This window comes from Stenotrophomonas sp. Nf1 (genome assembly GCF_003028475.1).
Taxonomy (GTDB): Bacteria; Pseudomonadota; Gammaproteobacteria; order Xanthomonadales; family Xanthomonadaceae; genus Stenotrophomonas.
Window position 1 is genome coordinate 216,239 of sequence record NZ_PYTV01000007.1, and the last position, 23,570, is coordinate 239,808.

A 23,570-nucleotide genomic window follows, 5' to 3' on the forward strand; every position below is an offset into this window, starting at 1 on the left:
AGAGCCCTTTCGCGGTGCGAAAGGGATCCGGCCCCGGAATGTGGAATGGGGTCAGATCCCTTTTCTGCGGGGAAAGGGCTCCGACCCCGCTGCGCTTCAGCGCTTGCTGCCGGCGTCCGCCTGGCCGCTGGTCAGGGTCCAGCCGACCACGTCCTGTGCCAGCTGCTGCAGGCCGCGTTCGAAGGCGGCGGTCACCGCCGGCACGTCAGTGCTGCCGACCGGTTGTGCCTGACGGAACGTGCGGTCGGCGACCACACGCTGGTCGGCCACGTGGATCAGCTTGGCGTTGAGCTCGATCACCACCGTCGGCGTGGCCTGGCCCTGGTAGTCCGATTCGAAGCGGCGCACGTCGGTGGACAGCTTGTAATCGGCACGGATGCCGGCAGCGCTGCGGGCCACCCCGCCGATGCGGCCGGAGTCCTCGAAGCCGCGCAGCAGGGTGTCTTCGATCATGTCGGTGGCCGGCTGCGCCCAGCTGGCACCCTTGTAGATCTCCAGCTGCGAAGGCGTCGGCCGCACATTGATGCGCGGGCTGTCGACCATGCGTGCAGCGCTGGGCTTGGCCAGCACCAGCTGCCAGCTGGCCTGCGGCCACGACGGATCGGCCTTGACCTGCACGGCCGGCGAGTACAGCGTCACCGCCGTTTTCTCGCTGCTGCCCAGGATGGAGCAGCCACCCAGCAGGGCGACCATCGAAGCGGCCAGCAGCAGGCGCGGAAGCGGCATCGGGTTCATTTGGGTTCGAACTCCTTCGGTGCGTCGCGGCCCAGCAGGTAGCGCGCGGGGTTGTTCTCGAGGCGGTCGCTGACCCGGCGCAGGTCGCGGATCAGGCCGCGCAGTTCGGTCAGGGTCGGGCCCAGCTGACCCAGGCCATCGTTGGCGAAGCTGTTGATGGCCGCGCGGTTCTCGCCCAGGATCGAATCGGCGTTGCCGGCCGCCGAATCGAGCTTGGCCAGGGTCGCGTCGAGCTTGTCGATGATGCCCGGCAGCTGCTGCACCAGGTTCTTGTCCAGGCGCTCGATGGTGCCGTTGGTGGTCTTCAGCGTGGTATCCAGGCTGCGCGCGGCATCACGCGCGCTGAGCAGCAGCGCCTGGGTGCCCTGGTCGCGGTCGGCCAGGCCACCACTGATGGTTTCCAGGTTGGCCAGGGTGGCGTTGATCGAGGCCACGTTGCGGTCGCTGAGAATCTGGTCCATGCGCTCGACGATGCGGTTGGCCACATCGGTGATGTTCTGCAGCGCCGAGGGCGTGGTCGGAATGATCGGTGCCGGGTCCTTGTTGACCGTGGTCAGCGCCGGCGACTGCGGCGTGCCGCCACTGAGCTGGATGATCGACGGCCCGGTCAGGCTGGTGATCGCCAGCTTGGCGCGGGTATCGGTCTTGACCGGCGTGGTCGAATTGAGGCGGATGCGCGCGACCACCTGGCGCGGGTCATCGGGAACCAGGTTCAGCTCGGTGATCGAGCCGACCGCGATGCCGTTGTACTGCACCGGGCTGCCGACCGACAGGCCGGTCACCGCCTCGCGGAACACCACGCGGTATTCCTGCCAGGTGCGGTCGGAGGAGTACTTGGCCGCCCACAGGCCGAAGGCCAGCAGGGCCAGGCCGGTGATCAGGGTGAACGCGCCGATCAGCACGTAGTTGGCTTTGGTTTCCATGGCTCAGGCACTCTCGATCTGTTCGCCGCGCGCGGCACGCGCACGCGGTCCGTGGAAGTATTCCTGGATCCACGGATGATCCAGTTTCTCGATGTCAGGCAGCGGTGCGTTGGCGACCACCTTGCGGTCGGCCAGCACGGCGACGCGGTCGCAGATGGCGTACAGCGTGTCCAGGTCATGGGTGATCAGGAACACGGTCAGCCCCAGCGCTTCCTGCAGGGTCTTGATCAGGCGGTCGAAGGCGGCCGCGCCGATCGGATCCAGGCCAGCGGTGGGCTCGTCCAGGAACAGCAGCGGTGGATCCAGTGCCAGCGCACGGGCCAGCCCGGCGCGCTTGCGCATGCCGCCGGACAGCTGCGAGGGCAGCTTGTTGATCGCATCGGCCGGCAGGCCGGCCAGCTTCACCTTCAACAGCGCCAGTTCGTAGTGCCAGCGCTCGGGCAGCTCGCGGTGATGCTCCTTCAGCGGCACCTGCACGTTCTCGCCCACGGTCAGCGAGGAGAACAGGGCGCCATCCTGGAACAGCACGCCGGTGTTGCGCTCGATGTGCAGGCGGCTGTCGGCATCGTCGGCGCGCGCGTCACGGCCGAGCACTTCGATCTGCCCCGCATCGGGCGTACGCAGGCCGAGGATGGAGCGCATCAGCACCGACTTGCCGGTACCCGAACCCCCGACCACGCCGAGGATTTCGCCGCGGCGCACGTCCAGGTCCAGGTCTTCGTGCACGGTCTGGCTGCCGAAGCGGTTGACCAGCCCGCGCACGCGGATGGCCAGTTCATGACCGTCGCTGTCGCGCATGTCGAGGGTTCCGGTGGCAGGCGATGTGGTCATCTCACCAGTCCATGTGCATGAACCACAACGCCGCGAAAGCGTCGATGATGATCACCAGCGAGATGGTCTGCACCACGCTGGAGGTGGTGCGTTCGCCCACCGACTGCGCGGTGCCTTCCACCTTCAGCCCTTCCAGGCAGCCGATCAGCCCGATCACCAGCGCGAACACCGGCGCCTTGGACAGGCCGACCAGCATGTGCCGCACTTCCATCGTCTCGTGCATGCGCGCGATGTACATCTGTGGCGGAATATCCAGGTCGAACGCACCCACGGTGATGCCGCCGGCCAGACCGGCGATCATCGCGATGAAGGTCAGCAGCGGCAGCGTGACCAGCAGTGCCAGCAGGCGCGGCAGCACCAGCAGATCGACCGGGTCCAGCCCCAGTGTGCGCATCGCATCGATCTCCTCGCGTGCCTTCATCGCACCGATCTGCGCGGTGAACGCACTGGCGGTGCGGCCGGCCAGCACGATCGCGGTCAGCAGCACGGCGAACTCGCGCAGGAAGGCGATGTTGACCAGCTCGACCACGTAGATCTCGGCGCCGAAGTCACGCAGGATGGTGGAGCCGAGGAAGGCGATGACCGCGCCGACCAGGTAGGACAGCAGCGCCACCAGTGGCACCGCATCCAGGCCCACCTGTTCCATCTGGTGCACGGTAGCGGTGAGCCGGAACCGGCGCGGTTCCTTGACCAGGCGTGCGGCCTTGACCAGGTTCTCGCCGAGGAAGCTGCACAGCGCCTTGATGTTGTGGCCGGTGGCATGCACGCTGACACCGAGGCGCTCCAGCGCGGCCAGCACGCCGAAATCGCGCTTGGGCTTGGGCCGGTCGTCGGCCACTTCCTCGATGGTGCACACCAGCGCCTGATGATCCGGACGGAACTGCAGGGCCTCTTCGCCCAGGTCGGCGCGGTGGGCCACACGCAGTACCTGCAGCACGCCGGCCGAGTCCAGCTGTTCGATGCCGGTGGCATCGATGCCGGTCAGTTTGTCGGGAACGCCATGCAGGACCTCGGCCGCGGCCAGCGCGGTCTTCAAGGTCCAGGTGCCGGACAGGTGGATCAGGCCCGGGTCATGGGCGTCCTGCTCGAGCTGGGGGGCGTGGTTCGGGGTCACGTGGGCCATTCGGATCGCAGCATAACCGTTCTGTAGCGGACGTCGGGTCGAACCCGGCTGAATTTATCCGGCAGGGCCCGGCGTAGGTAATACTACGGCGCATGTCCGCAGACGCTCACACGATCCCCACGCCCCAGGCCACCTACGCACAGCGCGTGGCCTTCGTTTCCGAGATCGCCGGACGCCTGCACAGCTATGGCACCACGGCCCAGCGCCTGGAAACGGCGGTGGTGGCACTGGCACGCCAGCTCGATCTGGATTGTGAACCGTGGTCGAATCCCACCGGTATCATCCTCAGCTTCAGCGACCCGGCACAGGCGATCGGCTCCAGCGACATCACCCGGGTGATCCGCCTGGCCCCCGGCGAAAACGACCTGCACAAGCTCAGCGTGGCCGACCGCATCGCCGAGGAAGTGTCCAACGGCCGGATGAGCATCGCCCAGGGCCACACGGCGCTGCGCCAGCTGGACAAGGATCCGGGACGGCGCGGCAAGCTGCGCACCATCCTGTCCTTCAGCCTGGGCGCGGCCGGCGTGGCCGGCATGTGGAAGCTGCCGTGGCTGGACATCGCCACCGCCGGTGTCATCGGCCTGATGATCGGCCTGCTCGGCATGGTCACCGACCGTCGCCCGGCCACCCGCGAGGCGGCCGAGGCACTGGCCGCGCTGCTGGCCGGCATGGTCGCCACGCTGGTGGCCTCCTTCATCGGTGCGCTCAACCTCAACACCGTGATCATCGCCTCGCTGGTGGTGCTGCTGCCCGGCATGTCGCTGACCAACGCGGTCAACGAACTGGCCAGCCAGCATTGGGTATCGGGCACGGCGCGCTTTGCCGGCGCGCTGACCACCATCATGAAGCTCAGCGTCGGCGCGATGATCGCGGTGACCCTGGCCGATGTGCTCGGCCTGGATCCAGTGATCCGCGCCGCGCGGCCGCAGGGGCCATGGGTGGAGTGGGGCTCGCTGCTGACCGCGGCATTCGCCTTTGCGATGCTGTTCAAGGCCAACCGTCGCGACTATCCATGGGTGATCGCTGCGTCGGTGGCCGGCTATGCCATCTCCAAGTTCGGTGGCCATGCCTGGGGTGCACCGGCCGGCATCTTCCTGTCGGCGATGCTGTTGACCGCCGGCGGCAATCTGTTCGGCCGCCTGGTCGGGCGCCCCGGCGCGATCATCCGCCTGCCCGGCATCATCATGATGGTGCCCGGCAGCACCAGCCTGCGCGGCGTGCTGACCCTGGTCCAGCAGCAGGACGTGGGCGCCGGCCAGAGCGTGTTCCTGACCGTGCTCAACGTGGTGATGGCACTCGTTGCCGGCCTGTTGTTCGGCAACCTGCTGATGCCGGCCCGCAAAACCCTGTAGGTGTGGACCGTTGGTCCACACACTGGGGAATGAAAAACGCCGGCTTTCGCCGGCGTTTTCCCACGGCTTTCCGATCCGGCCTCAGGCCTTCTTGATCAGGAAATCTTCCGGCTTCTTGTTGCCCTTGGCGGTCAGCTCGGCCATCCAGCGCGGCTGCTTGCCACGGCCGGTCCAGGTTTCCTTCGGGTTGGCCGGGTTGCGGTACTTCGGCGCCACCTTGCCCAGCTTGCGGCCGGCGGTCTTGGACGGCGCCTTGGCGGCCTTGGCCACCTTGCGCGCGCGCGGTGCCGGGGCGTCGCCGAACAGTTCCTCGATCGTGTAACCCTCGGTCTTGGCCAGCTTGGTCAGCTGGGCGCGAACCTTGGTGATCGGCCGGCGCTTGGCAACGATGGTCTGCTGCTTCTTTGCGGTGCGGATCAGGGCGCCCAGCTCGCGTGCCGACAGGCCGGTCAGGTCAATGCTCATTTACGGTTACTCCAGAAACTAATGTGTGGACGGGACGAGCCAGTCCATGGCGTCGCGGGACAGAATAGAGATGAATTATTCCAAGCACAAATACTGCCGGGACAGGTCTTGGCGACCTGCCGGCTGCAACGCGGGCATTTTGACCGGATTATGTCTGCTGCCATATTCCGGCGGGCCGATCACCGGCAAAAAAAGACCGGGGCATGCCCCGGTCCTGTGTGCCGATCAGCCCTGCAGGCGCTGCAGCAGGGAGGCCTTGTCCAGGCTCTCGGCTTCGCTGGCGCGGCGCGAACGGTACTCGTAGGTGCCCGCGGCCAGGCCACGTTCGCTGACCACCACGCGGTGCGGAATACCGATCAGTTCCATGTCGGCGAACATCGCGCCCGGGCGCAGGCCACGGTCATCGAGCGCCGCATCCAGCCCGGCGTCGCGCAGTTCCTGCAGCAGGCTGGCCGCCGCTTCGGCCACCGCAGCGTCACCCTTCGGGTTGATCACGCACACCACCACCTGCCACGGCGCCATCGCGTCCGGCCAGATGATGCCGGCATCGTCATGGTTCTGTTCAATTGCGGCAGCCACCACGCGCGAGATGCCGATGCCATAGCAGCCCATTGCCATCACCGCGGCCTTGCCGTTCTCGTCCAGCACAGTGGCGTCGAGTGCTTCGGCGTACTTGCGGCCGAGCTGGAACACGTGGCCGACTTCGATGCCGCGGGCGATCTTCAGTTCGCCACCGTCCAGCGCCCGGTCACCGGCACGCACGTTGCGGATGTCGGCCACTTCCGGTTCCGGCAGATCGCGGCCCCAGTTGACACCGGCCAGGTGGAAGCCGGATTCGTTGGCACCGACGACGAAGTCGGACATCGCCGCCACTTCGCGATCGGCGACCACGCGGATGGCCTTGGCCGGGGCGACCGGGCCGAGGAAGCCCGGCACGCTGCCCAGGTACTCGGCGATCTCCGCTTCGCTGGCGAAGCGCTGTTCGTCCAGACCGGCCACCTTGGCCAGCTTGATCTCGTTGACCTCATGGTCGCCGCGCACCAGCACCAGCACGAACTGCTGCGCCTTGCCTTCGCCAGCGACCAGCGCCACCGACTTCACGGTGCGCTGCAGGTCGATGCCGAGCAGGGCGGCGACGTCCTCGCAGGTCTTCTGGGTGGGCGTGTCGAGCTTGCGCATCGCTTCGGTGGCGGCCGCACGCGGCGCCGGATCGGCAGCGATCGCCGCTTCCATGTTGGCCGCGTAATCCGAGCCGGTGGAGAACACCAGCGCGTCTTCGCCGGAATCGGCGATCACGTGGAATTCCTGCGAGGCATCGCCGCCGATCGCGCCGGAATCGGCCTGCACCATGCGGAAGTCCAGGCCCAGGCGGGTGAAGATGCGGCTGTAGGCCGACTTCATGTTCTCGTATTCGCGCACCAGGCACTCATCGTGCAGGTGGAACGAATAGGCGTCCTTCATCAGGAACTCGCGCGAACGCATCACGCCGAAGCGCGGGCGGATCTCGTCGCGGAACTTGGTCTGCACCTGGTAGAAATTCACCGGCAGCTGCTTGTAGCTGGACAGCTCGCTGCGCGCGAAGTCGCAGGCGGCTTCCTCGGCGGTCGGGCTGTAGCAGAACACCTGGTCCTTGCGGTCCTTGATCTTCAGCAGCTGCGGGCCGAACTTCTGCCAGCGCCCGGTCTGCTCCCACAGTTCCTTCGGCTGGATGGTGGGGATCTGGAATTCCACCGCGCCAGCACGGTCCATTTCCTCGCGCACGATGCGTTCGACCTTGCGCAGCACGCGCAGGCCCAGCGGCGACCAGGTGTACAGGCCGGAGGCGAGCTTGCGGATCATCCCCGCGCGCAGCATCAGCCGGTGGCTGGTCAGCTCGGCGTCGCTGGGGGTTTCCTTGGTGGTGTGCAGGTGGAACTGGGAGAGGCGCATCGTCGGCTTCGGATAACGGCAGAGACGCCTATTCTGCCAGCCCGGCCGGGGGTGGGGGTACTGGCAGGGCTGCGCCCTGCACCCGCCTCATGCAACGGCAACTGCAACTGCCGAAGCAACGGCAAAGGCCGGTTTCCCGCGGGATGGCGGGGTGGGTCCGGTTGCGGGGGACGCCGTAAACCCGTCCGTGGGGGCTTGGCCGCGGCATCCATGCCGCGGACACCCCCGCAACCGGACCCACCCCGCCTTCGACAGTTTTCCGCGATCTGTCGGAAAGCCACTGGGGTCAGATCCGTTTTCCGCAGGAAAACGGATCTGACCCCGGATTCACTTCGATCTCTGACAGAGTTCATCCACGTATGGCGTGGGATCTACTGGCCACCGGCCAACTGTCGAAGGCAGGGTACTGTGGGTTTGCGGGGTGTGAGCCGCATGGATGCGGCGACCAAGCCCCCATGGACGGGTTCACGGCGGCCCCGCAAACCCACAGTGCCCTGCCATCCCTCAGGAAGCCGCTTTGACATTTGACGTTGCCGTTGTTTTAAGCAGGTGCAGGGCTGCAAGCCCTGCCGATACCCTCACTCCGCCGGGCAGTACGCCTTGATGGCGGCTTCCGCCAACCCCTTCTGCGCGCTGCGCTGTTCCGGGGTCAACGCGGTATCGGGCTTGCCGTCGCCATCGGTGTCGTGCATCACCTGGCCGGTGCCTTCCAGCAGGGCCAGGTTGGCGCGGGCGGTACTACACGGCTCGGGCACCGGCGCGGCCGGAGCCTCGGCGCTGGCCGCGGCCTGGGGGCTGCGGGCCTGCTCGCGGGTCTCATACTTCCTGCCCGCCGGAGGGGTCTCCGAGTACTGCGTAACGCCATTGGCGTCCTTCCACTTGTACACCGGGCCGGCCACGGCGTTGGCACTGGCCAACAGCAGCAGGCATCCAAGGCTGGACAGGGCACGCATGGCAAACTCCGCAGAATGGGCGTAGAACGCCGATTGCAGCATTGGCGCCGACGGCTGGCAAGTCGATTAAACTGGATTCCATGGACCCGATCACACCGCCGCCGCGCTCGCGCACGATTTACCTGCTGCCCAACCTGTTCACCACGGCCGGCCTGTTCGCGGGCTTCTACGCGATCATCGCTGCCGCCAACGGCGATTTCGTCAACGCCAGCATTGCGGTGTTCGTGGCCGCCGTGATGGATGGGCTGGACGGGCGCGTGGCGCGCCTGACCGGTACCAGCAGCGAGTTCGGCGTGCAGTACGACTCGCTGGCCGACCTGGTCAGCTTCGGCATGGCGCCGGCGCTGGTGATGTATCACTGGTCGCTGTCGTGGCTGAAGTTCGATGACCCGCTGCTGGGCCGCGTCGGCTGGGCGGTGGCATTCCTGTATGCCGCGTGCGCGGCCCTGCGCCTGGCCCGCTTCAACACCCAGGTGGCGGTGGTCGACAAGCGCTGGTTCGTCGGTCTGGCCAGCCCGGCCGCGGCCGGGCTGATGATGTCCTTTGTCTGGGCCTTCGCCGACGGCAATCTGGGCTGGGATGGCAATCAGCTGCGCTACGTCGCGCTGGCGGTGACCCTGGTCGCCGCGCTGCTGATGGTCAGCCGTATCCGCTTCTGGAGCTTCAAGGGTGGTGCCGCCAAGGACGGTCGTGCTGACCGTGTGCCGTTCCTGGTGCTGGCACTGGTGCCGGTGGCCATCGCCATCGCGGTGATCGACCTGCCGCGCGTGCTGTTCGCGGTCGGCATCCTGTACGCCGTGTCCGGCCCGGTGATGTGGGCCGTACAACGCCTGCGCAAGAAGTCCGAGGCCGCGTGAGCCAGGACCTGCCCGTGCTGTGGTCGCCGGCCCAGCAGGCCTGGCTGCAGGCCATGGGCTACACCGTCTATCACGACGGCCAGCTGGCTGCCGAGCTGGATGCGGCGCTGCAGCTGAGCGTGGCCAACGCCGAAGCCCGTGCTGCTGCGCCGGCCGGGCCCGCCCACGTGGGCGCCGCCGCGCACGAACGCCCTGGCGGCGCCGAAGCTGTGGCGCGCCCGGAACGCCCGGCACCGCCACGTCGCGAACCTCCGGTCACCGCACCGGATACCGCACCGGCCACGGCACGTCCGATGCCCAGCGGCAACGCCCGGCAACCGGTGGTGCGCCTGCCGGACCGGCTGCAGATCGCCTTGCTGCGTGCGTCGGGCTGCAACCCGAACGACCCGTCCACCCAGGCGCTGATGGACAGCTGGCCGCTGGACCAGCTGCGCCACGATCCGGCCGCCAAGCGCGCGCTGTGGCCGCAGCTGCGTGCCCTGCGCAAGCGGGGGGCAGCATGAGTGCGGTCAGCCAGCCGGGACCGGTGCGCCTGCGCGCGCTGCGCGAGAGCGATCTCAATGCGGTGATGGCGATCGAGCTGCGTGGCTATCCGTTTCCGTGGACCCGCGGCATCTTCATCGACTGCCTGCGCGCCGGCTACCCCGGCCTGGCGATGGAGCGCGACGGTCAGCTGATCGGCTACGGCGTGCTCAGCCTCGCCGCCGATGAGGCGCACGTGCTGAACATCTGCATCGATCCGCTGGCGCAATCGCGTGGCCTGGGCCGCCAGCTGCTGCGCGCGCTGGTCCAGCTGGCCCGTGATCGGGGCGCGCAGCGGGTGTTCCTTGAGGTGCGCCCGTCGAACACGCCGGCATTGGCGCTGTACCACAGCGAAGGCTTCAACGAGATCGGCCGCCGGCCGCGCTATTACCCGGCCGCACAGGGGCGGGAGGACGCGGTGGTGATGGCCATCGAACTGGTCGGCGACGATCTGCAGGCGATGCCGCCGCTGTAACGGAGTAGGGTTGCCGGCCAGCGGCCGGCACTACCTCTACGCCGACCGCAAGGCCAATACGCCGCTCACGATGAGCGATGCTGCCAGCCAGCGCGTGCGTGGTATCCGTTCGCGCAGCAGGAACACCGAGATCAGCAGCGCAAACAGGATCGAGGATTCGCGCAGCGCCGAGACCATGGCCACCGGTGCCTGGGTCATGGCCCACAAGGCCATCGCATAGGAGGCCGTGGTGCCGACACCGCCGGCCAGACCCAGCGGCCAATGCTGCCGCGCATAGTCCAGCACCGCGCCGCCGCGCGTGTACAGCGCCCACAGCGGCAGCGGAATGCCCGACAGCAGGAACAGCCACAACGTGTAGCTGAGCGCGTTGCCGGACTGGCGTGCGCCCTGCGCATCGACCAGGGTGTAGGTGGCGATCATCGCGGCGGTCAGCAGCGGCAGGCGCAGTTGGCCACCGCGTGCACCCAGTGCCATGCACAGGATGCCGGTACTGACCAGCAGCACGCCCAGCCAGGCCGCCGGTGGCAGCCGTTCGCCGAGCAGGGTGCCCGCCAGCGCGACCAGGATCGGCGCACTGCCACGCATCAGCGGATAGGCCAGGCTCATATCGACCTGCTGATAGCAGCGTGCGACCAGGCCGTAGTAGGTCACCTGCAGCAGCACCGATGCGCCCAGCCAGGGCCAGCTGTGCGCGGCGGGAAAAGGCAGGAAGGGCAGGGCGGCGGCCGACAGCAGCGCGGCGCTGCCGGTAACCAGCACGGTGCCGAGGAACTTGTCCGGCCCGCGCTTGACGATCGCATTCCAGCTGGCATGCAGTGCCGCCGCGGCGAGAACCAGCAGGAAGATCGAAAGAGGCATCGGGCGATGATGCCATGCCGGGAAAATGGAAACGCCGGGCATCGCCCGGCGCTTCTTGAAACGATGTGCCAACCTTGGTTGGCACGCACCCGAGCGTGGCGTTACAGCTTCGCGCGCTGCTCGCGCAGGCCGGCCAGCTGGGTGTTCCAGTCGGCCAGGCGCACACGCTCCTGCTCGACCACGGCCGGCGGCACCTTGTCGGTGAACCTGGCCAGCTTGGTCTCGCTCTTCTCCTTCTCTGCTTCGACGCGGGCGATTTCCTTGTCCAGGCGCGCGCGCTCGGCATCGAGATCGACCAGGCCTTCCAGCGGCACCAGCAGCTTCAGCTCGCCAACGATCGCCGCAGCGGCCGGCGGTGCGCTTTCACCCTCGGCCAGCCACTGGATGCTGTCCAGCTTCAGCAGGAACGACAGCGAGGCACTGAAGCGTTCGATGCGCACGCGGTCCAGCTCGAGGCCCGCCTGCAGGCGCAACGGCACCAGCTTGGACGGGGCGACATTGAGTTCACTGCGCACGCGGCGCACGGCGCTGATGGCCGCCTTCAGCCACTCCACGTCGGCCTCGGCCTGGGCGAAATCGCCGGCGAATTCGTCGGCGGTCGGGTACGGGCGCAGCGACAGCGTGGTCGCGGCCAGGCCCAGACGCGGCGCCAGCTGCTGCCACAGCTGTTCGGTGATGAACGGGGTCAGCGGATGCAGCAGGCGCAGCAGCGCTTCGAGCACGTACAGCAGGGTGTGGCGGGTGCTTTCGGCGTCGGCGGCGTCGGCACCGTTCAATGCCGGCTTGCTCAGTTCCAGGAACCAGTCGCAGAACTCGTTCCAGGCGAACTCGTACAGGCACTGCGCCAGCAGGTCGAAGCGGTAGTTGGCGTAGTGGCCCTGCGCTTCGGTCGACACCGCCGCCAGGCGCGACAGGATCCAGCGCTCGGCGTCGGTGCGCGGCGTCGGCACGCCGGTGAACGCGGCGCCTTCGGTGTTCATCAGGGCGAAGCGGCTGGCGTTCCACAGCTTGTTGCAGAAGTTCTTGTAGCCTTCGGCACGGTTCATGTCGAACTTGATGTCGCGGCCGTGGGTGGCCAGCGCGGCGATGGTGAAGCGCAGCGCATCGGCACCGTGGGCGGCGATGCCGTCCGGGAATTCCTTGCGGGTGGCCTTCTCGATCTTCTCCACCATCTTCGGCTGCATCAGGCCGCCGGTGCGCTTGGCGACCAGATCGTCGATGCTGATGCCATCGATGATGTCCAGCGGGTCGAGCACGTTGCCCTTGCTCTTGGACATCTTCTGGCCCTGGCCGTCGCGGATCAGGCCGGTGAAGTAGACGTCCTTGAACGGGATCTTCCCGACCAGGTTGTCGGTGGCCATGATCATGCGCGCCACCCAGAAGAAGATGATGTCGAAGCCGGTGATCAGCACCGACGACGGCAGGTAACGGTCGAAGCCGCGCTCGGCCATGGCCTGCTCGTTCGGCCAGCCCAGGGTGGAGAACGGCCACAGCTGCGAGGAGAACCAGGTCTCCAGCACGTCGCTTTCCTGGTTCAGCACCACGTCGCTGCCGAGGTTGTGCTTGGCGCGCACTTCCGCTTCGCTGCGACCGACGTAGCAGCTGCCGGTGGCGGCGTCGAACCACGCCGGAATGCGGTGGCCCCACCACAGCTGGCGGCTGATGCACCAATCCTGGATGTTGTTCATCCAGTGGCGGTAGGTGTTGATCCAGTTCGGCGGCACGAAGGCGATGGTTCCGTCTTCGACCAGTTCCAGGCCGCGCTTGGCCAGGTCGTCCATCTTCACGAACCACTGGTCGGTCAGGTACGGCTCGATCACCTGGCCGGTACGGTCGCCGCGCGGCACCTGCAGCTTGTGCGCGCGGGTCTCGACCAGAATGCCCAGGTCTTCCAGCTCGGCCAGCACCGCCTTGCGCGCGGCGTAGCGGTCCAGTCCCTGGAAGCGTTCGGGCGCATTTTCATTCAGCGCCGCCACCGGGGTGAACAGGTTGATCATCGGCAGGCTGTGGCGCACGCCGACTTCATAGTCGTTGAAATCGTGCGCCGGGGTGACCTTGACCACGCCGGTGCCGAACGCACGGTCCACGTAATCGTCGGCGATCACCGGCACGCGGCGGCCGGTCAACGGCAGCACCACCTGCTTGCCGATCAGGTGCGCATAGCGCTCGTCTTCCGGATGCACCATCACCGCGGTATCACCCAGCAGGGTTTCCGGGCGGGTGGTGGCCACCACCAGATAGTTGCGGGTCTCGCGCAGGGTTTCCACGCCGTCGGCATCGCGCTCGACGTGTTCGTAGCTCAGGCCGTCATCGAGCGTGTAGGCGATCGACCACAGGAAGCCGTCTTCCTCGGCGCTCTCCACTTCCAGGTCGGAAATGGCGGTCTTCAGCACCGGGTCCCAGTTGACCAGGCGCTGGCCACGGTAGATCAGGCCCTGCTCGTACCAGCGCACGAAGGCTTCGTTGACGGCGGCCGACGGCTGCGGGTCCATGGTGAAGGTGCTGCGCGACCAGTCGGCGGAGGTGCCGAGGCGGCGCATCTGGCGCTCGATGGTGTCGCCGGACTGCTGCTTCCACTCCCAGACCTTGCCGATGAAGCCCTCGCGGCCCAGCGAATCACGGGTCTCGCCCTTGCCTTCCAGCGCCAGGTTGCGGCTGACCACCATTTCGGTGGCGATGCCGGCGTGGTCGGTACCGACCTGCCACAGCGTGTCGTAGCCGCGCATGCGGTGGTAGCGCACCAGTGCATCCATCAGGGTCTGCTGGAAGGCATGGCCCATGTGCAGGGTGCCGGTCACGTTCGGCGGCGGCAGCAGGATGGTGTACGGCTCGCCCGTGCCGGACGGCTTGAAGTGGCCGGCCTTCTCCCAGGCCTCGTAGAGGTCGGTCTCGAAGGACTTCGGGTCGTAGCTGGAGGCGAGTTGGGTCATGCGGGGGAACCGGTAATCAAGGCGGAAGGGAGATCAGCGCGACCCGAGGGCGCGCCGGATCTTCTGGTCGGTGTGGTACTGGCTGACCGCGTAGGCGGCCCAGATGGCGGCGGGCAGCCAGCCGATCAGGGTGATCTGCAGGATCAGGCAGACGATCCCGGCCAGCGGTCGGCCGATGGTGAAGAAGGACAGCCAGGGAAGAATCAGGGCGATCAGCAGGCGCATCAAGGGGGTCCTCGCGGGGCTTACATGTCGTGCTTGTTCAGGTCGTAGCCGGCGGCCTTGTACTGGCGCCAGCGCTCGCGCAGCGGTTCGCGCGCTTCCGGATCGGCCGGAACCACTTCCAGCACGCGCTCGCACTGGCCCAGCCAGGGCTCGTCGCGCAGGTTGATCACCAGTGGGCGCGCCGGCGCATCGGTGCCGGGCACGGCGATCAGCACCAGCGCCTCTTCCTCGTCCATGTCTTCGCCGGCGATCTGGTGCGGGATGTAGGCATCGTTGTCGAACGCCCACAGCAGTTCGTCCAGTTCCTCGGCCTGGGCCTGGTCGCGGGCCAGCACCAGGGTGAACAACCCGGCGTCGTTGGCCTTGCGCGCCAGCTCGCAGACCAGGCGCAACGGCTCGGTCAGGAAGCGGGGCTTGGCGATCAGGTAGAAGTCGGCGCGGGGCATGGCAGGGTCCGGGTCAGGCAGGGGCCCGGTCGTGCCGGGCGAGGCCCTGGCCGGCGGTTGCCGGCCAGGGTCGGGTACGGCATCAGGCGCGGGCGGCCTGGTCCAGCAGCCATTGGCTCAGCAGGCCGACCGGGCGGCCGGTGGCCATGCCACGCTTGCCTTCATCGCTGGCCACGCCGGCAATGTCCAGGTGCGCCCAGCGCTGGCCTTCGGCAAAGCGCGACAGGAAGCAGCCGGCGGTGATCGCACCAGCCCAGCGGCCGCCGATGTTGTAGACGTCGGCGAAGCTCGAATCCAGCATCGGCTGGTACTCGTCCCACAGCGGCAGGCGCCAGGCGCGGTCGAACACGTGCTCGCCGGCGGCCAGCAGCTCGTTGGCCAGGTCGTCGTGCTTGCTCATCAGGCCGGCGGTCTGGTGGCCGAGGGCGACCATGCAGGCACCGGTCAGGGTGGCCACGTCGACCAGGGCCTGCGGCTCGAAGCGCTGCGCGTAGGTCAGCGCGTCGCACAGGATCAGGCGGCCTTCGGCATCGGTGTTGCCCACTTCGATGGTCTTGCCCGACATCGAGGTGATCACGTCGGACGGACGATAGGCGTTGCCATCGATGGCGTTTTCCACCGCCGGGACCACCACGACGAGGTTCAGCGGCAGCTTGGCCTTGACCGCAGCGACGAAGGTGCCGATGACGTTGGCGCCACCGCACATGTCGTACTTCATCTCCTCGATGCCGCCCTGGGTCTTCAGGTTGACGCCACCGGTATCGAAGGTGATGCCCTTGCCAACCAGCACATAGGGCTTGGCGTCGCCTGCACCGGTCCACTTCAGCACCACCAGGCGCGGGCGGTTGGCCGAGCCACGGGCCACGGCCAGCAGCGAGCCCATGCCCAGCGCTTCCATCTGGTGCTCGTCGAGGATCTCGGCTTCGGCGCCGTCGTGCTCACCGGCGAACTTCACGCCCACCTCGGCCAGGTAGGCCGGGGTGCAGTAGTTCGGCGGCAGGTTGCCCAGCTCGCGGGCGAACTCGACACCGGCGGCGATGGCCTGGCCCTGGGCCAGCGCCTGCGCGTCGTCACCGGCGATGGCCAGCTGGGTCAGGCCGGCGTCTTCGGCCTTCTTCTTGCCCAGGGTGGCGGTGTAGCGGTAGGCGGCGTGATCGGCGGCGATCACCGCCTGGCGGATGGCCCAGGCCGCGTCGCGGTCCTTGATCGCCACCTCGGACAGGGTGAACAGCGCGCTGCGGGTGGCGCCGGCCTTCAGCGCGCGCACGGCGTCGCCCACGGCCTTCAGGTACTGCGGCACGCCGAAGCGGGCGGCGTCGCCCAGGCCGACCACCAGCACGCGCGCGGCGCTCACGCCCGGCAGGTCGTGCAGCAGGGTGGTGGCGCCGGTCTTGCCGGACAGGTCGCCACGCTGGGCCAGGGCGGCCAGACGGCCACCACTGGCGGCGTCCAGGGCCTGTGCGGCCGGGGTCAGGGTATGGTCGGCATAGGCGCCAACCACCAGGCAATCAACGGTGGCGGCGGCCGGAGCAACGTGGTTCAGGGTGAATTCGAGGGCCATTGAGCAGATTCCATTGGCGAGTCCGTACAATCGCAGGCCGTTTACGCCCAGACAGTAGACTGGGCGGCACCGCGAACGAACCCCAGAGTTTAAACCACCGCCCCATGCTGAAGCTCGACCGATACCTGCTGGGCGATTTCGTCCAGAGTTTCCTGGCTACCCTGATCGTCCTGCTGGTGGTCAGCGTGGGCGGCGTGCTGGTGGACATCCTCGGCAACATCGCCGACGGGCGCCTGCCGGCCAAGCTGCTGTTCTCGCAGCTGGGCCTGCAGTTCATCGCCTACCTGCCGCTGATCCTGCCGCTGGCGCTGATGCTGGGCCTGCTGCTGGCGATCGCCCGGCTGTACCGCGACTCGGAAATGGCGGTCATCACCGCCATTGGCGTGGGCCCCAAGCGCCTGCTGCGGCCGCTGCTGATGCTGGTGGTGCCGGTGGTGCTGCTGGTCGGCGCCTGCTCGCTGTGGCTGGGGCCCTGGGCCGGGCGGGTGGCCGAGCAGATGATCATCGAGGCCAACCGCAGCGTACTGATGGCCGGGCTGGAGCCGGGCCGCTTCACCCCGCTGCCCAATGGCGGGGTGGTCTACCTGTCCTCGATCTCGCCCGATGGCACCCAGCTGGGCAAGGTGTTCCTGCAGCGGCAGAAGGACGACCGCCTGGAAGTGGTGTCGGCCAACGGCGGCCGCATGTACTTCGAGGGTACCCGCCAGCGCTTCCTGGAGCTGGATGACGGCCACCAGGTGGAAGGGCCGGTGACCGGTGGGCTGGATTACCGGTTGGCGACCTTCGCCCGCAACGACGTGGCCCTGCCCGATGGCGCACAGGCCCGCACCGAGGATGATCCCGAACTGATGCCGACCCTGCAGTTGATCGGAGATGCGCGGCCGCAGGCACAGGCACAGCTGCACCGCCGCCTGGCGCCGCCGCTGATCGCGCTGGCGTTTGCCCTGCTGACCGTGCCGCTGGGCCGCAGCTCGCCGCGCCAGCAGCGCTATGGACGCATGATGCTGGCCCTGATGGCCTACATGGTGGGCACCAACCTGATGTTCATCGGCAGCGGCTGGATCGCCAACGGCAAGATCCCGGCCGCGCTCGGCCTGTGGTGGCTGACCCTGCCGCTGCTGGCGCTGGCGATCTGGATGTATGCACGTGATGGCCGCCTGGGCCGCCCGAAGGGAGCCCGCGCATGAGGCTGCGCCCGATGCGTTTCGACCTGTACCTGGGGCGCTCGGTGTTCACCACCGTGCTGCTGACCTGGGCGGTGCTGGTGGGCCTGGACGTGGTGATGGCCTTCTCCGGCGAATTCAAGGACATCGGCAAGAACGGCTACACGCTGGGCCACGCTGCGGCCTGGGTGCTGTACACCGTGCCGCGCCGTGCCTACACCTTCTTCCCGACCGCTGCGGTGATCGGCTCACTGATGGGCCTGGGCCAGCTGGCGGCGACCTCGGAGCTGACCGCGCTGCGCGCGCTGGGCCTGTCGCGCAAGCGCCTGAGCGTCTCGGTGGCGATTGCCCTGTCGCTGTTGACCGCGGTGATGGTGCTCAGCGCCGAGACGCTGGGGCCGTGGGGCCAGGACCGCGCCGATGCGCTGAAGACCAGCGCCAAGTGGGGGCTGGATATCTCGACCACCCGCTATTCCGGGCTGTGGGCACGCGAAGGCGATACCTTCCTCAATGCGCAGAGCGGCGAGGAGCAGCTGGTCGGTGACAAGGGAACCCGCTTGATCCTGCGCGACGTGCGCCTGTACCGCGTCGCCGAGGACGGCCAGATCGCCTCGTTGACCCACGCCGCCACGGTCGAGCACGACAAGGATGGCTGGGTGCTGACCGGGGTGCGCCGCGATACGTTCGGCGAACGTTCGGCCACCCGCCAGGAAGTGGCACGTGAACCCTGGAACTCGAAGCTGGACCCGGCCGCGCTGGCGACCGGCATCGCCAAGCCGCGCAACCTCAGCGTGTCCGAGCTCAGCACCAGCATCGCCTACCGGCAGCGCAACGGGCTGGACGCGCGCGATTTCGAGGACGTGTACTGGAGCCGCTGGTTCTACCCGGTGAACGTGCTGGCGCTGTGCCTGGCCGCCGTGCCGTTCGCGTTCGGTTCGCTGCGCAGTGGCGGCATGGGCAAGCGCCTGTTCCTGGGCATCCTGTTCGCGCTGGGCTTCTGGCTGCTGCAGCTGTTCTTCGGCCGCATGGCCGGCGCGCTGAAATTCGATTACCGCATTGCCTATGCGCTGCCGCCGATCGTGATGCTGGCCGTGTCCGGACTGCTGTTCCGGCGTAAATCGGGCTGACCCAGGTTGTCGTAGAGCCGAGCCCATGCTCGGCTGATGCCCTGTGAGCGAAACGCAGTCGAGCATGGCTCGACTCTACAGGTCGTGCATCACCGCTTCGGCAGGCGCACCAGACGGGTACCGCTGGCGCGGTCGTGCCAGGTCAGGTGCTGGCGATCGAGCCACGCCCACCAGAATCCCAGCCCGCCCAGCAGCAGCGACAACGTGCCCACCGCGAAACGCAGCCACAGCTGCGCGCGCTGCAATGGCGTGCCATCGCTTGATTCCAGCTTCAGGCGCCAGGGACGCATGCCCAGCGTCTGCCCGCCACGGCGCCAGCTGGCCGTGGCGTACCACCCGGTCACCGCCCAGCACACTGCCCACAGCAGCCACTGCCAGACGCTGAACGGGGCGATGTTCTCGCGCTGGGCATGGCCGCTGAAGGTGTAGCCCAGGGTGAACAGCGTGCCGGCCAGCATCCACAGGGCCAGCACCGGCAACGCGTCGTAGACCATCGCCAGCATGCGCCACAGCAGCAACGCACGTGGGCGGGGCATCTCGGTGGTGGCCGCAGCGGCGGCCTCGGGGACAGGGCGGGGCATGCGCCGAGCATACGCAATGCTGGCCGCATCCGCAGTCGCGCTCGTATCCTGCACGCATGGCTCTTGTTTCCACCCCCGCCGAACGCCGTCAGCTGGTGCAGCAGCTGCCGGAGCTGCGCGCCGACGACAGCACGCGCATCCAGCGCTTCCTCGATGCGATCTGGGCCGAGAACGGCCTGGCCCGCGCCACCCTCGACAGCTACCGGCGCGACTTGGAGGGCCTGGCGCGCTGGATGGATGGGCGCGATGGCGGGCTGGCCGGCATCGAACGTCCCGGCCTGTTCGACTACCTGGCCTGGCGTACCCGTCATGGCTGGTCGCCGCGCAGCAACGCGCGCCTGCTGTCGGCACTGCGCGCGTTCTTCGCCGACGGCGTGCGTCGTGGCGAGCGCAGCGAAGACCCCAGTGCACTGCTGGATCCGCCGAAGCTGCCGCGGCTGCTGCCCAAGGCGCTGGCCGAAAGCCAGATCGACGCGCTGCTGGCCGCGCCGGACATCGACAGTCCGCTGGGCCTGCGTGACCGCGCCATGCTGGAACTGATGTACGCCGCCGGCCTGCGCGTGAGCGAGCTGGTGCTGCTGCCGGCCACCGCGGTCAACCTGCGCCAGGGCGTGCTGCGGGTCACCGGCAAGGGCAGCAAGGAACGGCTGGTGCCGCTGGGCGAGGAATCACAGCACTGGCTGGAGCGCTACCTGCAGCAGTCGCGGCCGCAGCTGGTCGGCAAGGGCAAGGTGCAGGCGTTGGCCGACGGGCAGACGCCGTTGTTCATCGAGCCGACGCTGCATGCGCTGACCCGCCAGGCCTTCTGGCACCTGGTCAAGCGCCACGCGCAGGTGGCCGGTATCGACCCGGCGCGGATCAGCCCGCACGGCCTGCGCCACAGCTTTGCCACCCATCTGCTCAACCGCGGTGCCGACCTGCGCGCGCTGCAGATGCTGCTGGGCCACAGTTCGCTGTCCACCACCCAGATCTACACCCTGGTGGCGCGCGAGCATCTGCAGAAGCTGCACGCCCGCCATCATCCGCGCGGCTGAGCGAGGGCCTGAACCCGGCCTTGCGCCGTGCCCGGCGTCGCGGCCCGGCTGCGGTGGCTGTGTCAGAATCCGGAGTCTTCTTCTGTCGCGGACCGTTCCATGCTCCGATTTGCCATCGCCGCCGTGTTCGGTGCGCTCAGCCTGACCGCCTGTGCCCAGCCGGCCCCGCCGGCCGCCAAGGCACCCGCCGCCGCCCCGGCCAAGGCCAGCCCGGCCGCCAACGGTTCGGCCGACCAGGCCGTGCGTGCCGCGCTGACCGCGCTCAACCCCGGCTTCGAGGTGGACTACATCGGTGCCGCGCCGTTCCCCGGTTTCCGCGAGGTGGTGGTCTCCGGCCAGCTGCTGTATGTATCCGATGATGGCCGCTACCTGTTCCAGTCGCAGCCCTACGACACCCGCGCCAAGGGCCCGGCCAACAGCGAGGGCCTGCTGGGCTATCGTCGCAGCCTGCTGGCCAAGGCCAACCACGGTGATCGCATCGTGTTCGCCGCGCCGAACGCCAAGTACACCATCAGCGTGTTCACCGATATCGAATGCGGCTACTGCCGCAAGCTGCACCAGGACATCGCCGAACTCAACCGCAACGGCATCACCGTTGAATACCTGGCGTTCCCGCGCATGGGCCTGGGCAGCAAGGACTACACCGACATGATTTCGGTCTGGTGTGCGGCCGACCGCCGCCAGGCGCTGACCAACGCCAAGCGCGGTGGCAGCGTGCCGGCCAGGAACTGCACCAACCCGGTGGCGATGCAGTACGCGCTGGGCCAGCAGCTGGGCGTGAACGGCACGCCGGCGATCTTCGCGCCCGATGGCACCCAGCTGGGGGGCTACCTGCCGCCGGCACAGCTGCGCGCGGCGCTGGAAAAGCTGTCGGCCAAGCGCTGACCTTTTTCTGTAGAGCCGAGCCCATGCTCGGCTGCGGAAACATCAGCCGAGCATGGGCTCGGCTCTACAGGTAGGAAGCCAGGGGCGCGCTGCACCCCCGGCCTTTTTCTTACTTCAGGCCATCACTGACCGCCTTGGTCAGCGTGCCCTGCGCATCGTCACCACTGAACTCCCAGACGAACGCGCCGCCCAGGCCCTGGGTCTTCACATAGCCCATCTTGCGGGTGATGTTGGCCGGGGTGTCGAAGCTCCACAGCGTGCTGCCGTTGTAGATCCAGGTGGCACCGGCGGTGTTGTCGGTGTAGCCCGGCCACGCCAGGTTCTTCAGCACCTTCCAGTCTTCGATGCCGGCTTCATACGTGCCCGGAGCGGCGCCGCTGGCGGTCTGGTACAGGCCGTTGTTGGCATTGGCCACGCCGGTCCAGCCACGCCCGTAGTAGCCGATGCCCAGGTTGAGCTTGGCCGCAGGCACGCCACGGCTGATGAAGGCCTCGATGGCGTCGTTGCTGTTGTACAGCTTCTGGTCGCCGGTGGATGGATCATTCGGCGAATCGAACAGTGCCGACTGGTGATTGGTCTTCGCATCCCACGCACCGTGGAAGTCGTAGGTCATCACGTTGATGTAGTCCAGGTACGGGTGGTACGCGGCCGGATCGGTGACGCGGATCTTGTCGATGCCTGCACCCACCGCCACCGTCAGCAACAGGCCCGGACGCACCGCATCGAGCTGGCGGCGGAACTCGGCCATCAGCGCGGTGAAGTTGGCGTTGTCTTCCGGCTTGCCGCATTCGATGCCGCAGGCCACCGGGTATTCCCAGTCGATGTCGATGCCGTCGAACACGCCCAGCGCCGCACCGGCACCACCGGCGCCATCGGTCACCGGCAGGTTGCCCTTGATGTAGGCATCGATGCACGAGGCAACGAAGGCCTGGCGGTTTTCCGGGCGTGCCGCGCTGGAGAAGCCACGCGACCAGGTCCAGCCGCCCAGCGAGATCAGCACCTTCATGCCCGGGTACTTGGCCTTGAGCTGCTTGAGCTGGTTCCAGTTGCCGCGCAGCGGCTGGTCCCAGGTATCGGCGCTGCCGCTGACGCTCTCGGCGGCGCTGAAGGCCTTGGTGTAGTCGGCGAAGGCGTCGCCACCGGCACCGCTGTTCGGATCCGACGGCTGGGTGATGCCCACTTCGCAGCGGTTGTTGCGCACGTTGCCGAAGGCGTAGTTGATGTGGGTCAGGCGTGCGGCCGAACCGCTGCTGTCGATGTTCTTGACCCGGTAGTTGCGGCCGTAGATGCCCCACTGGGTGAAGTAGCCGATGACCCGCTTGCCGGTGGTGCCATCGTCGCCGGCCAGCGTGGTGGCGCTGATTTCGGTGCCCTGGGCCGACGCATTGCCGGCGTTGTCGCGGGCGCGCACGCGGTAGCGGTAGGTGGTCGATGCGGTCAGCCCACCATCGACGTAGCTGGCACTGGACGGCGAACCGACCAGGCTGCCGTTGCGGTACACGTCATAGCCGGCCACGCCGCTGCCGCCGGTGTTGTCGGTGGACGGGCTCCAGCTGAGCGCGATGCTGTTGGCGGTACGCGTGCCCACCGCCAGCCCGCCCGGTACGCTCGGTGCGGTGGTATCGCCACCGGCGGCGTTGACGGTGATGGTGATGGTCGCGGTGCTGCTGGTGGCGTTGTTGTTGTCGGTGGCTACCGCGCGCAGGGTGTGGCTGCCGGCGCTGGCATTGGTCCAGCTGGCCGCGTACGGCGCACTGGTGGCCACGCCCAGCGTGCTGCCGTCGCGGAAGAACTCGACCTTGGCGACGCTGCCGTCCGGGTCGCTGGCGTTGGCGGTCACGTTGACCGTGCTGCCGGCGCTGAAGGTGGCGCCGTTGGCCGGCGAGGTCAGGCTGACCACCGGCGGCTGGTTGGTGCCGCCGCCATCACAGGCGCCGAGGTTGGTGTAGTAGGGCGCACCGGCCGGATGGTCCGGCGGCGCGTTCCAGATGTCCTGGTTCGCCCGATAGAGGACGCCTCCTTTCTGCAGGGTATCGCCGGCCCGGTAGATCTTGGCCTGGTCCCACTGGGCCACGCCGGCACAACTGGCAGCCTGCGCCAGTCCGGGCAGGGCAGCGGCACCGGCGGCCACGGCAAGCAGCCAGGCCAGGCGGCGGGGACGACAGTTTCGGGTCGCACGTTCGGCACTGCGCACAATCGGGTCGTACATGGGTAAGTCTCCGATCAAAGGGCGCGCGGGCCCCGATGGCGCCGCGCGTGACGCAGGTCCGGGCGTCGCCCGGGAAGGCGACGGAGGGGGCGGACGGGGTACCTGGGAGGCCGGGGAGAGAGTCCGGCGCCAGGTGGGGACAACGTTGTCATCAATTGTGTGGTCAATCCGTGAGCAAGCGCATGGTTCGGGGAATCGGGCGGAGAGCGCGCTGCGCGCGGCCGGCGGCCATCGGCGGAGCCCCTCGTGGCTGGGGCTTTCCGCGAACAGCGGGCTTCTGGAGGTTGGCCGGGTGGGTGGGCTGCGCAGGGGACGCCGTGAATACGTCCCTGTAGGCTCGGGCGCGCCATCCATGGCGCTTACGCCCCTGCGCAGCCCACCCACCC

The 23,570-nt window shown here is 68.0% G+C and carries 22 protein-coding genes; 8 read left to right on the top strand and 14 right to left on the bottom strand.

Annotated elements, in window-relative coordinates; genetic code table 11:
• Window positions 1–96: 96 nt before the first annotated feature.
• From C9412_RS14455 to C9412_RS14470, 4 genes are read right to left on the bottom strand one after another with little or no spacing between them, the layout of a single operon-like run.
• On the bottom strand, window positions 97–735 hold the full coding sequence (locus C9412_RS14455; RefSeq protein WP_107232262.1) for an ABC-type transport auxiliary lipoprotein family protein: 639 nt from the start codon (window positions 733–735) through the stop codon (window positions 97–99).
• The gene (locus C9412_RS14460; RefSeq protein WP_057496696.1) at window positions 732–1,658 is read right to left on the bottom strand and encodes an MlaD family protein; all 927 of its coding nucleotides are present in this window, start codon (window positions 1,656–1,658) and stop codon (window positions 732–734) included. The genes C9412_RS14455 and C9412_RS14460 overlap by 4 nt, the downstream gene beginning before the upstream one ends.
• A gap of 3 nt (window positions 1,659–1,661) precedes the next feature.
• Window positions 1,662–2,489, bottom strand: a complete 828-nt coding sequence (locus tag C9412_RS14465) for an ABC transporter ATP-binding protein (protein WP_107232263.1) — start codon at window positions 2,487–2,489, stop codon at window positions 1,662–1,664.
• Window position 2,490: 1 nt separating this feature from the next.
• Window positions 2,491–3,612, bottom strand: coding sequence for an ABC transporter permease (locus tag C9412_RS14470; RefSeq protein WP_107232264.1), 1,122 nt, complete (start codon window positions 3,610–3,612; stop codon window positions 2,491–2,493).
• 92 nt (window positions 3,613–3,704) lie between these two features.
• On the opposite strand from C9412_RS14470, the gene C9412_RS14475 reads away from it, so the two are divergent.
• Window positions 3,705–4,964 (top strand): threonine/serine exporter family protein, encoded by a 1,260-nt coding sequence (locus C9412_RS14475; RefSeq protein ID WP_057496693.1) that lies wholly within the window; start codon window positions 3,705–3,707, stop codon window positions 4,962–4,964.
• Window positions 4,965–5,045: 81 nt separating this feature from the next.
• Here the strand turns inward: C9412_RS14475 and C9412_RS14480 are convergent, their stop codons facing one another.
• The 3 genes from C9412_RS14480 to C9412_RS14490 form a co-directional block, all read right to left on the bottom strand.
• The gene (locus C9412_RS14480) at window positions 5,046–5,429 is read right to left on the bottom strand and encodes an H-NS histone family protein (protein ID WP_049398421.1); all 384 of its coding nucleotides are present in this window, start codon (window positions 5,427–5,429) and stop codon (window positions 5,046–5,048) included.
• Between the two features lie 225 nt (window positions 5,430–5,654).
• Window positions 5,655–7,358, bottom strand: coding sequence for a proline--tRNA ligase (locus C9412_RS14485; protein ID WP_107232265.1), 1,704 nt, complete (start codon window positions 7,356–7,358; stop codon window positions 5,655–5,657).
• 578 nt (window positions 7,359–7,936) lie between these two features.
• On the bottom strand, window positions 7,937–8,311 hold the full coding sequence (locus C9412_RS14490) for a DUF4124 domain-containing protein (protein WP_107232299.1): 375 nt from the start codon (window positions 8,309–8,311) through the stop codon (window positions 7,937–7,939).
• An 80-nt stretch (window positions 8,312–8,391) separates the two neighbouring features.
• Here C9412_RS14490 and pssA point away from each other — a divergent pair, with 80 nt between their 5' ends.
• From pssA to rimI, 3 genes are read left to right on the top strand one after another with little or no spacing between them, the layout of a single operon-like run.
• On the top strand, window positions 8,392–9,168 hold the full coding sequence (gene pssA, locus C9412_RS14495; RefSeq protein ID WP_107232266.1) for a CDP-diacylglycerol--serine O-phosphatidyltransferase: 777 nt from the start codon (window positions 8,392–8,394) through the stop codon (window positions 9,166–9,168).
• Window positions 9,165–9,671: a hypothetical protein gene (locus C9412_RS14500; RefSeq protein ID WP_107232267.1), complete on the top strand. Its 507-nt coding sequence runs from the start codon at window positions 9,165–9,167 to the stop codon at window positions 9,669–9,671. Before pssA ends, C9412_RS14500 begins: the two co-directional genes overlap by 4 nt.
• Window positions 9,668–10,165, top strand: a complete 498-nt coding sequence (gene rimI / locus C9412_RS14505) for a ribosomal protein S18-alanine N-acetyltransferase (protein WP_107232268.1) — start codon at window positions 9,668–9,670, stop codon at window positions 10,163–10,165. Before C9412_RS14500 ends, rimI begins: the two co-directional genes overlap by 4 nt.
• A 36-nt stretch (window positions 10,166–10,201) precedes the next feature.
• Here rimI and C9412_RS14510 read toward each other — a convergent pair whose 3' ends face one another.
• From C9412_RS14510 to C9412_RS14530, 5 genes are all read right to left on the bottom strand, one after another.
• Window positions 10,202–11,023 (bottom strand): EamA family transporter, encoded by an 822-nt coding sequence (locus C9412_RS14510; protein WP_107232269.1) that lies wholly within the window; start codon window positions 11,021–11,023, stop codon window positions 10,202–10,204.
• Between the two features lie 101 nt (window positions 11,024–11,124).
• Complete coding sequence (locus C9412_RS14515; protein WP_107232270.1) at window positions 11,125–13,953, bottom strand: valine--tRNA ligase; 2,829 nt, start codon at window positions 13,951–13,953, stop codon at window positions 11,125–11,127.
• A 33-nt stretch (window positions 13,954–13,986) separates the two neighbouring features.
• Window positions 13,987–14,178 (bottom strand): YqaE/Pmp3 family membrane protein, encoded by a 192-nt coding sequence (locus tag C9412_RS14520; protein ID WP_014035920.1) that lies wholly within the window; start codon window positions 14,176–14,178, stop codon window positions 13,987–13,989.
• A 20-nt stretch (window positions 14,179–14,198) separates the two neighbouring features.
• Window positions 14,199–14,624 carry a DNA polymerase III subunit chi gene (locus tag C9412_RS14525; protein WP_014645876.1) on the bottom strand — a complete coding sequence of 142 codons (426 nt, stop codon included), beginning with the start codon at window positions 14,622–14,624 and terminating at the stop codon, window positions 14,199–14,201.
• A gap of 82 nt (window positions 14,625–14,706) precedes the next feature.
• Window positions 14,707–16,185, bottom strand: a complete 1,479-nt coding sequence (locus C9412_RS14530) for a leucyl aminopeptidase (protein ID WP_107232271.1) — start codon at window positions 16,183–16,185, stop codon at window positions 14,707–14,709.
• A 104-nt stretch (window positions 16,186–16,289) separates the two neighbouring features.
• Between C9412_RS14530 and lptF the strand changes: the two genes are divergently transcribed.
• Window positions 16,290–17,372, top strand: a complete 1,083-nt coding sequence (gene lptF, locus C9412_RS14535; RefSeq protein ID WP_107232272.1) for an LPS export ABC transporter permease LptF — start codon at window positions 16,290–16,292, stop codon at window positions 17,370–17,372.
• Complete coding sequence (lptG, locus tag C9412_RS14540) at window positions 17,369–18,475, top strand: LPS export ABC transporter permease LptG (protein WP_107232273.1); 1,107 nt, start codon at window positions 17,369–17,371, stop codon at window positions 18,473–18,475. Before lptF ends, lptG begins: the two co-directional genes overlap by 4 nt.
• 89 nt (window positions 18,476–18,564) lie before the next feature.
• Here the strand turns inward: lptG and C9412_RS14545 are convergent, their stop codons facing one another.
• Complete coding sequence (locus C9412_RS14545; RefSeq protein ID WP_107232300.1) at window positions 18,565–19,056, bottom strand: RDD family protein; 492 nt, start codon at window positions 19,054–19,056, stop codon at window positions 18,565–18,567.
• A 56-nt stretch (window positions 19,057–19,112) separates the two neighbouring features.
• Here C9412_RS14545 and xerD point away from each other — a divergent pair, with 56 nt between their 5' ends.
• Together xerD and C9412_RS14555 are read left to right on the top strand one after the other, a co-directional pair.
• Window positions 19,113–20,090, top strand: coding sequence for a site-specific tyrosine recombinase XerD (gene xerD, locus C9412_RS14550; protein WP_107232274.1), 978 nt, complete (start codon window positions 19,113–19,115; stop codon window positions 20,088–20,090).
• A gap of 99 nt (window positions 20,091–20,189) precedes the next feature.
• On the top strand, window positions 20,190–20,975 hold the full coding sequence (locus C9412_RS14555) for a DsbC family protein (RefSeq protein WP_107232275.1): 786 nt from the start codon (window positions 20,190–20,192) through the stop codon (window positions 20,973–20,975).
• Between the two features lie 109 nt (window positions 20,976–21,084).
• Here C9412_RS14555 and C9412_RS14560 read toward each other — a convergent pair whose 3' ends face one another.
• Window positions 21,085–23,184 carry a glycosyl hydrolase family 18 protein gene (locus C9412_RS14560; RefSeq protein WP_107232276.1) on the bottom strand — a complete coding sequence of 700 codons (2,100 nt, stop codon included), beginning with the start codon at window positions 23,182–23,184 and terminating at the stop codon, window positions 21,085–21,087.
• Window positions 23,185–23,570 lie beyond the last annotated feature (386 nt).

Coding starts and splice junctions, on each gene's coding strand:
- C9412_RS14515 (WP_107232270.1), bottom strand. CDS start 13,953: ATGACCCAACTCGCCTCCAGCTACGACCCGAAGTCCTTCGAGACCGAC.
- C9412_RS14490 (WP_107232299.1), bottom strand. CDS start 8,311: ATGCGTGCCCTGTCCAGCCTTGGATGCCTGCTGCTGTTGGCCAGTGCC.
- C9412_RS14465 (WP_107232263.1), bottom strand. CDS start 2,489: ATGACCACATCGCCTGCCACCGGAACCCTCGACATGCGCGACAGCGAC.
- C9412_RS14555 (WP_107232275.1), top strand. CDS start 20,190: ATGCTCCGATTTGCCATCGCCGCCGTGTTCGGTGCGCTCAGCCTGACC.
- C9412_RS14455 (WP_107232262.1), bottom strand. CDS start 735: ATGAACCCGATGCCGCTTCCGCGCCTGCTGCTGGCCGCTTCGATGGTC.
- C9412_RS14470 (WP_107232264.1), bottom strand. CDS start 3,612: ATGGCCCACGTGACCCCGAACCACGCCCCCCAGCTCGAGCAGGACGCC.
- C9412_RS14530 (WP_107232271.1), bottom strand. CDS start 16,185: ATGGCCCTCGAATTCACCCTGAACCACGTTGCTCCGGCCGCCGCCACC.
- C9412_RS14525 (WP_014645876.1), bottom strand. CDS start 14,624: ATGCCCCGCGCCGACTTCTACCTGATCGCCAAGCCCCGCTTCCTGACC.
- xerD (WP_107232274.1), top strand. CDS start 19,113: ATGGCTCTTGTTTCCACCCCCGCCGAACGCCGTCAGCTGGTGCAGCAG.
- C9412_RS14475 (WP_057496693.1), top strand. CDS start 3,705: ATGTCCGCAGACGCTCACACGATCCCCACGCCCCAGGCCACCTACGCA.
- rimI (WP_107232268.1), top strand. CDS start 9,668: ATGAGTGCGGTCAGCCAGCCGGGACCGGTGCGCCTGCGCGCGCTGCGC.
- C9412_RS14560 (WP_107232276.1), bottom strand. CDS start 23,184: ATGTACGACCCGATTGTGCGCAGTGCCGAACGTGCGACCCGAAACTGT.
- lptG (WP_107232273.1), top strand. CDS start 17,369: ATGAGGCTGCGCCCGATGCGTTTCGACCTGTACCTGGGGCGCTCGGTG.
- C9412_RS14460 (WP_057496696.1), bottom strand. CDS start 1,658: ATGGAAACCAAAGCCAACTACGTGCTGATCGGCGCGTTCACCCTGATC.
- C9412_RS14545 (WP_107232300.1), bottom strand. CDS start 19,056: ATGCCCCGCCCTGTCCCCGAGGCCGCCGCTGCGGCCACCACCGAGATG.
- C9412_RS14480 (WP_049398421.1), bottom strand. CDS start 5,429: ATGAGCATTGACCTGACCGGCCTGTCGGCACGCGAGCTGGGCGCCCTG.
- C9412_RS14520 (WP_014035920.1), bottom strand. CDS start 14,178: ATGCGCCTGCTGATCGCCCTGATTCTTCCCTGGCTGTCCTTCTTCACC.
- lptF (WP_107232272.1), top strand. CDS start 16,290: ATGCTGAAGCTCGACCGATACCTGCTGGGCGATTTCGTCCAGAGTTTC.
- pssA (WP_107232266.1), top strand. CDS start 8,392: ATGGACCCGATCACACCGCCGCCGCGCTCGCGCACGATTTACCTGCTG.
- C9412_RS14485 (WP_107232265.1), bottom strand. CDS start 7,358: ATGCGCCTCTCCCAGTTCCACCTGCACACCACCAAGGAAACCCCCAGC.
- C9412_RS14510 (WP_107232269.1), bottom strand. CDS start 11,023: ATGCCTCTTTCGATCTTCCTGCTGGTTCTCGCCGCGGCGGCACTGCAT.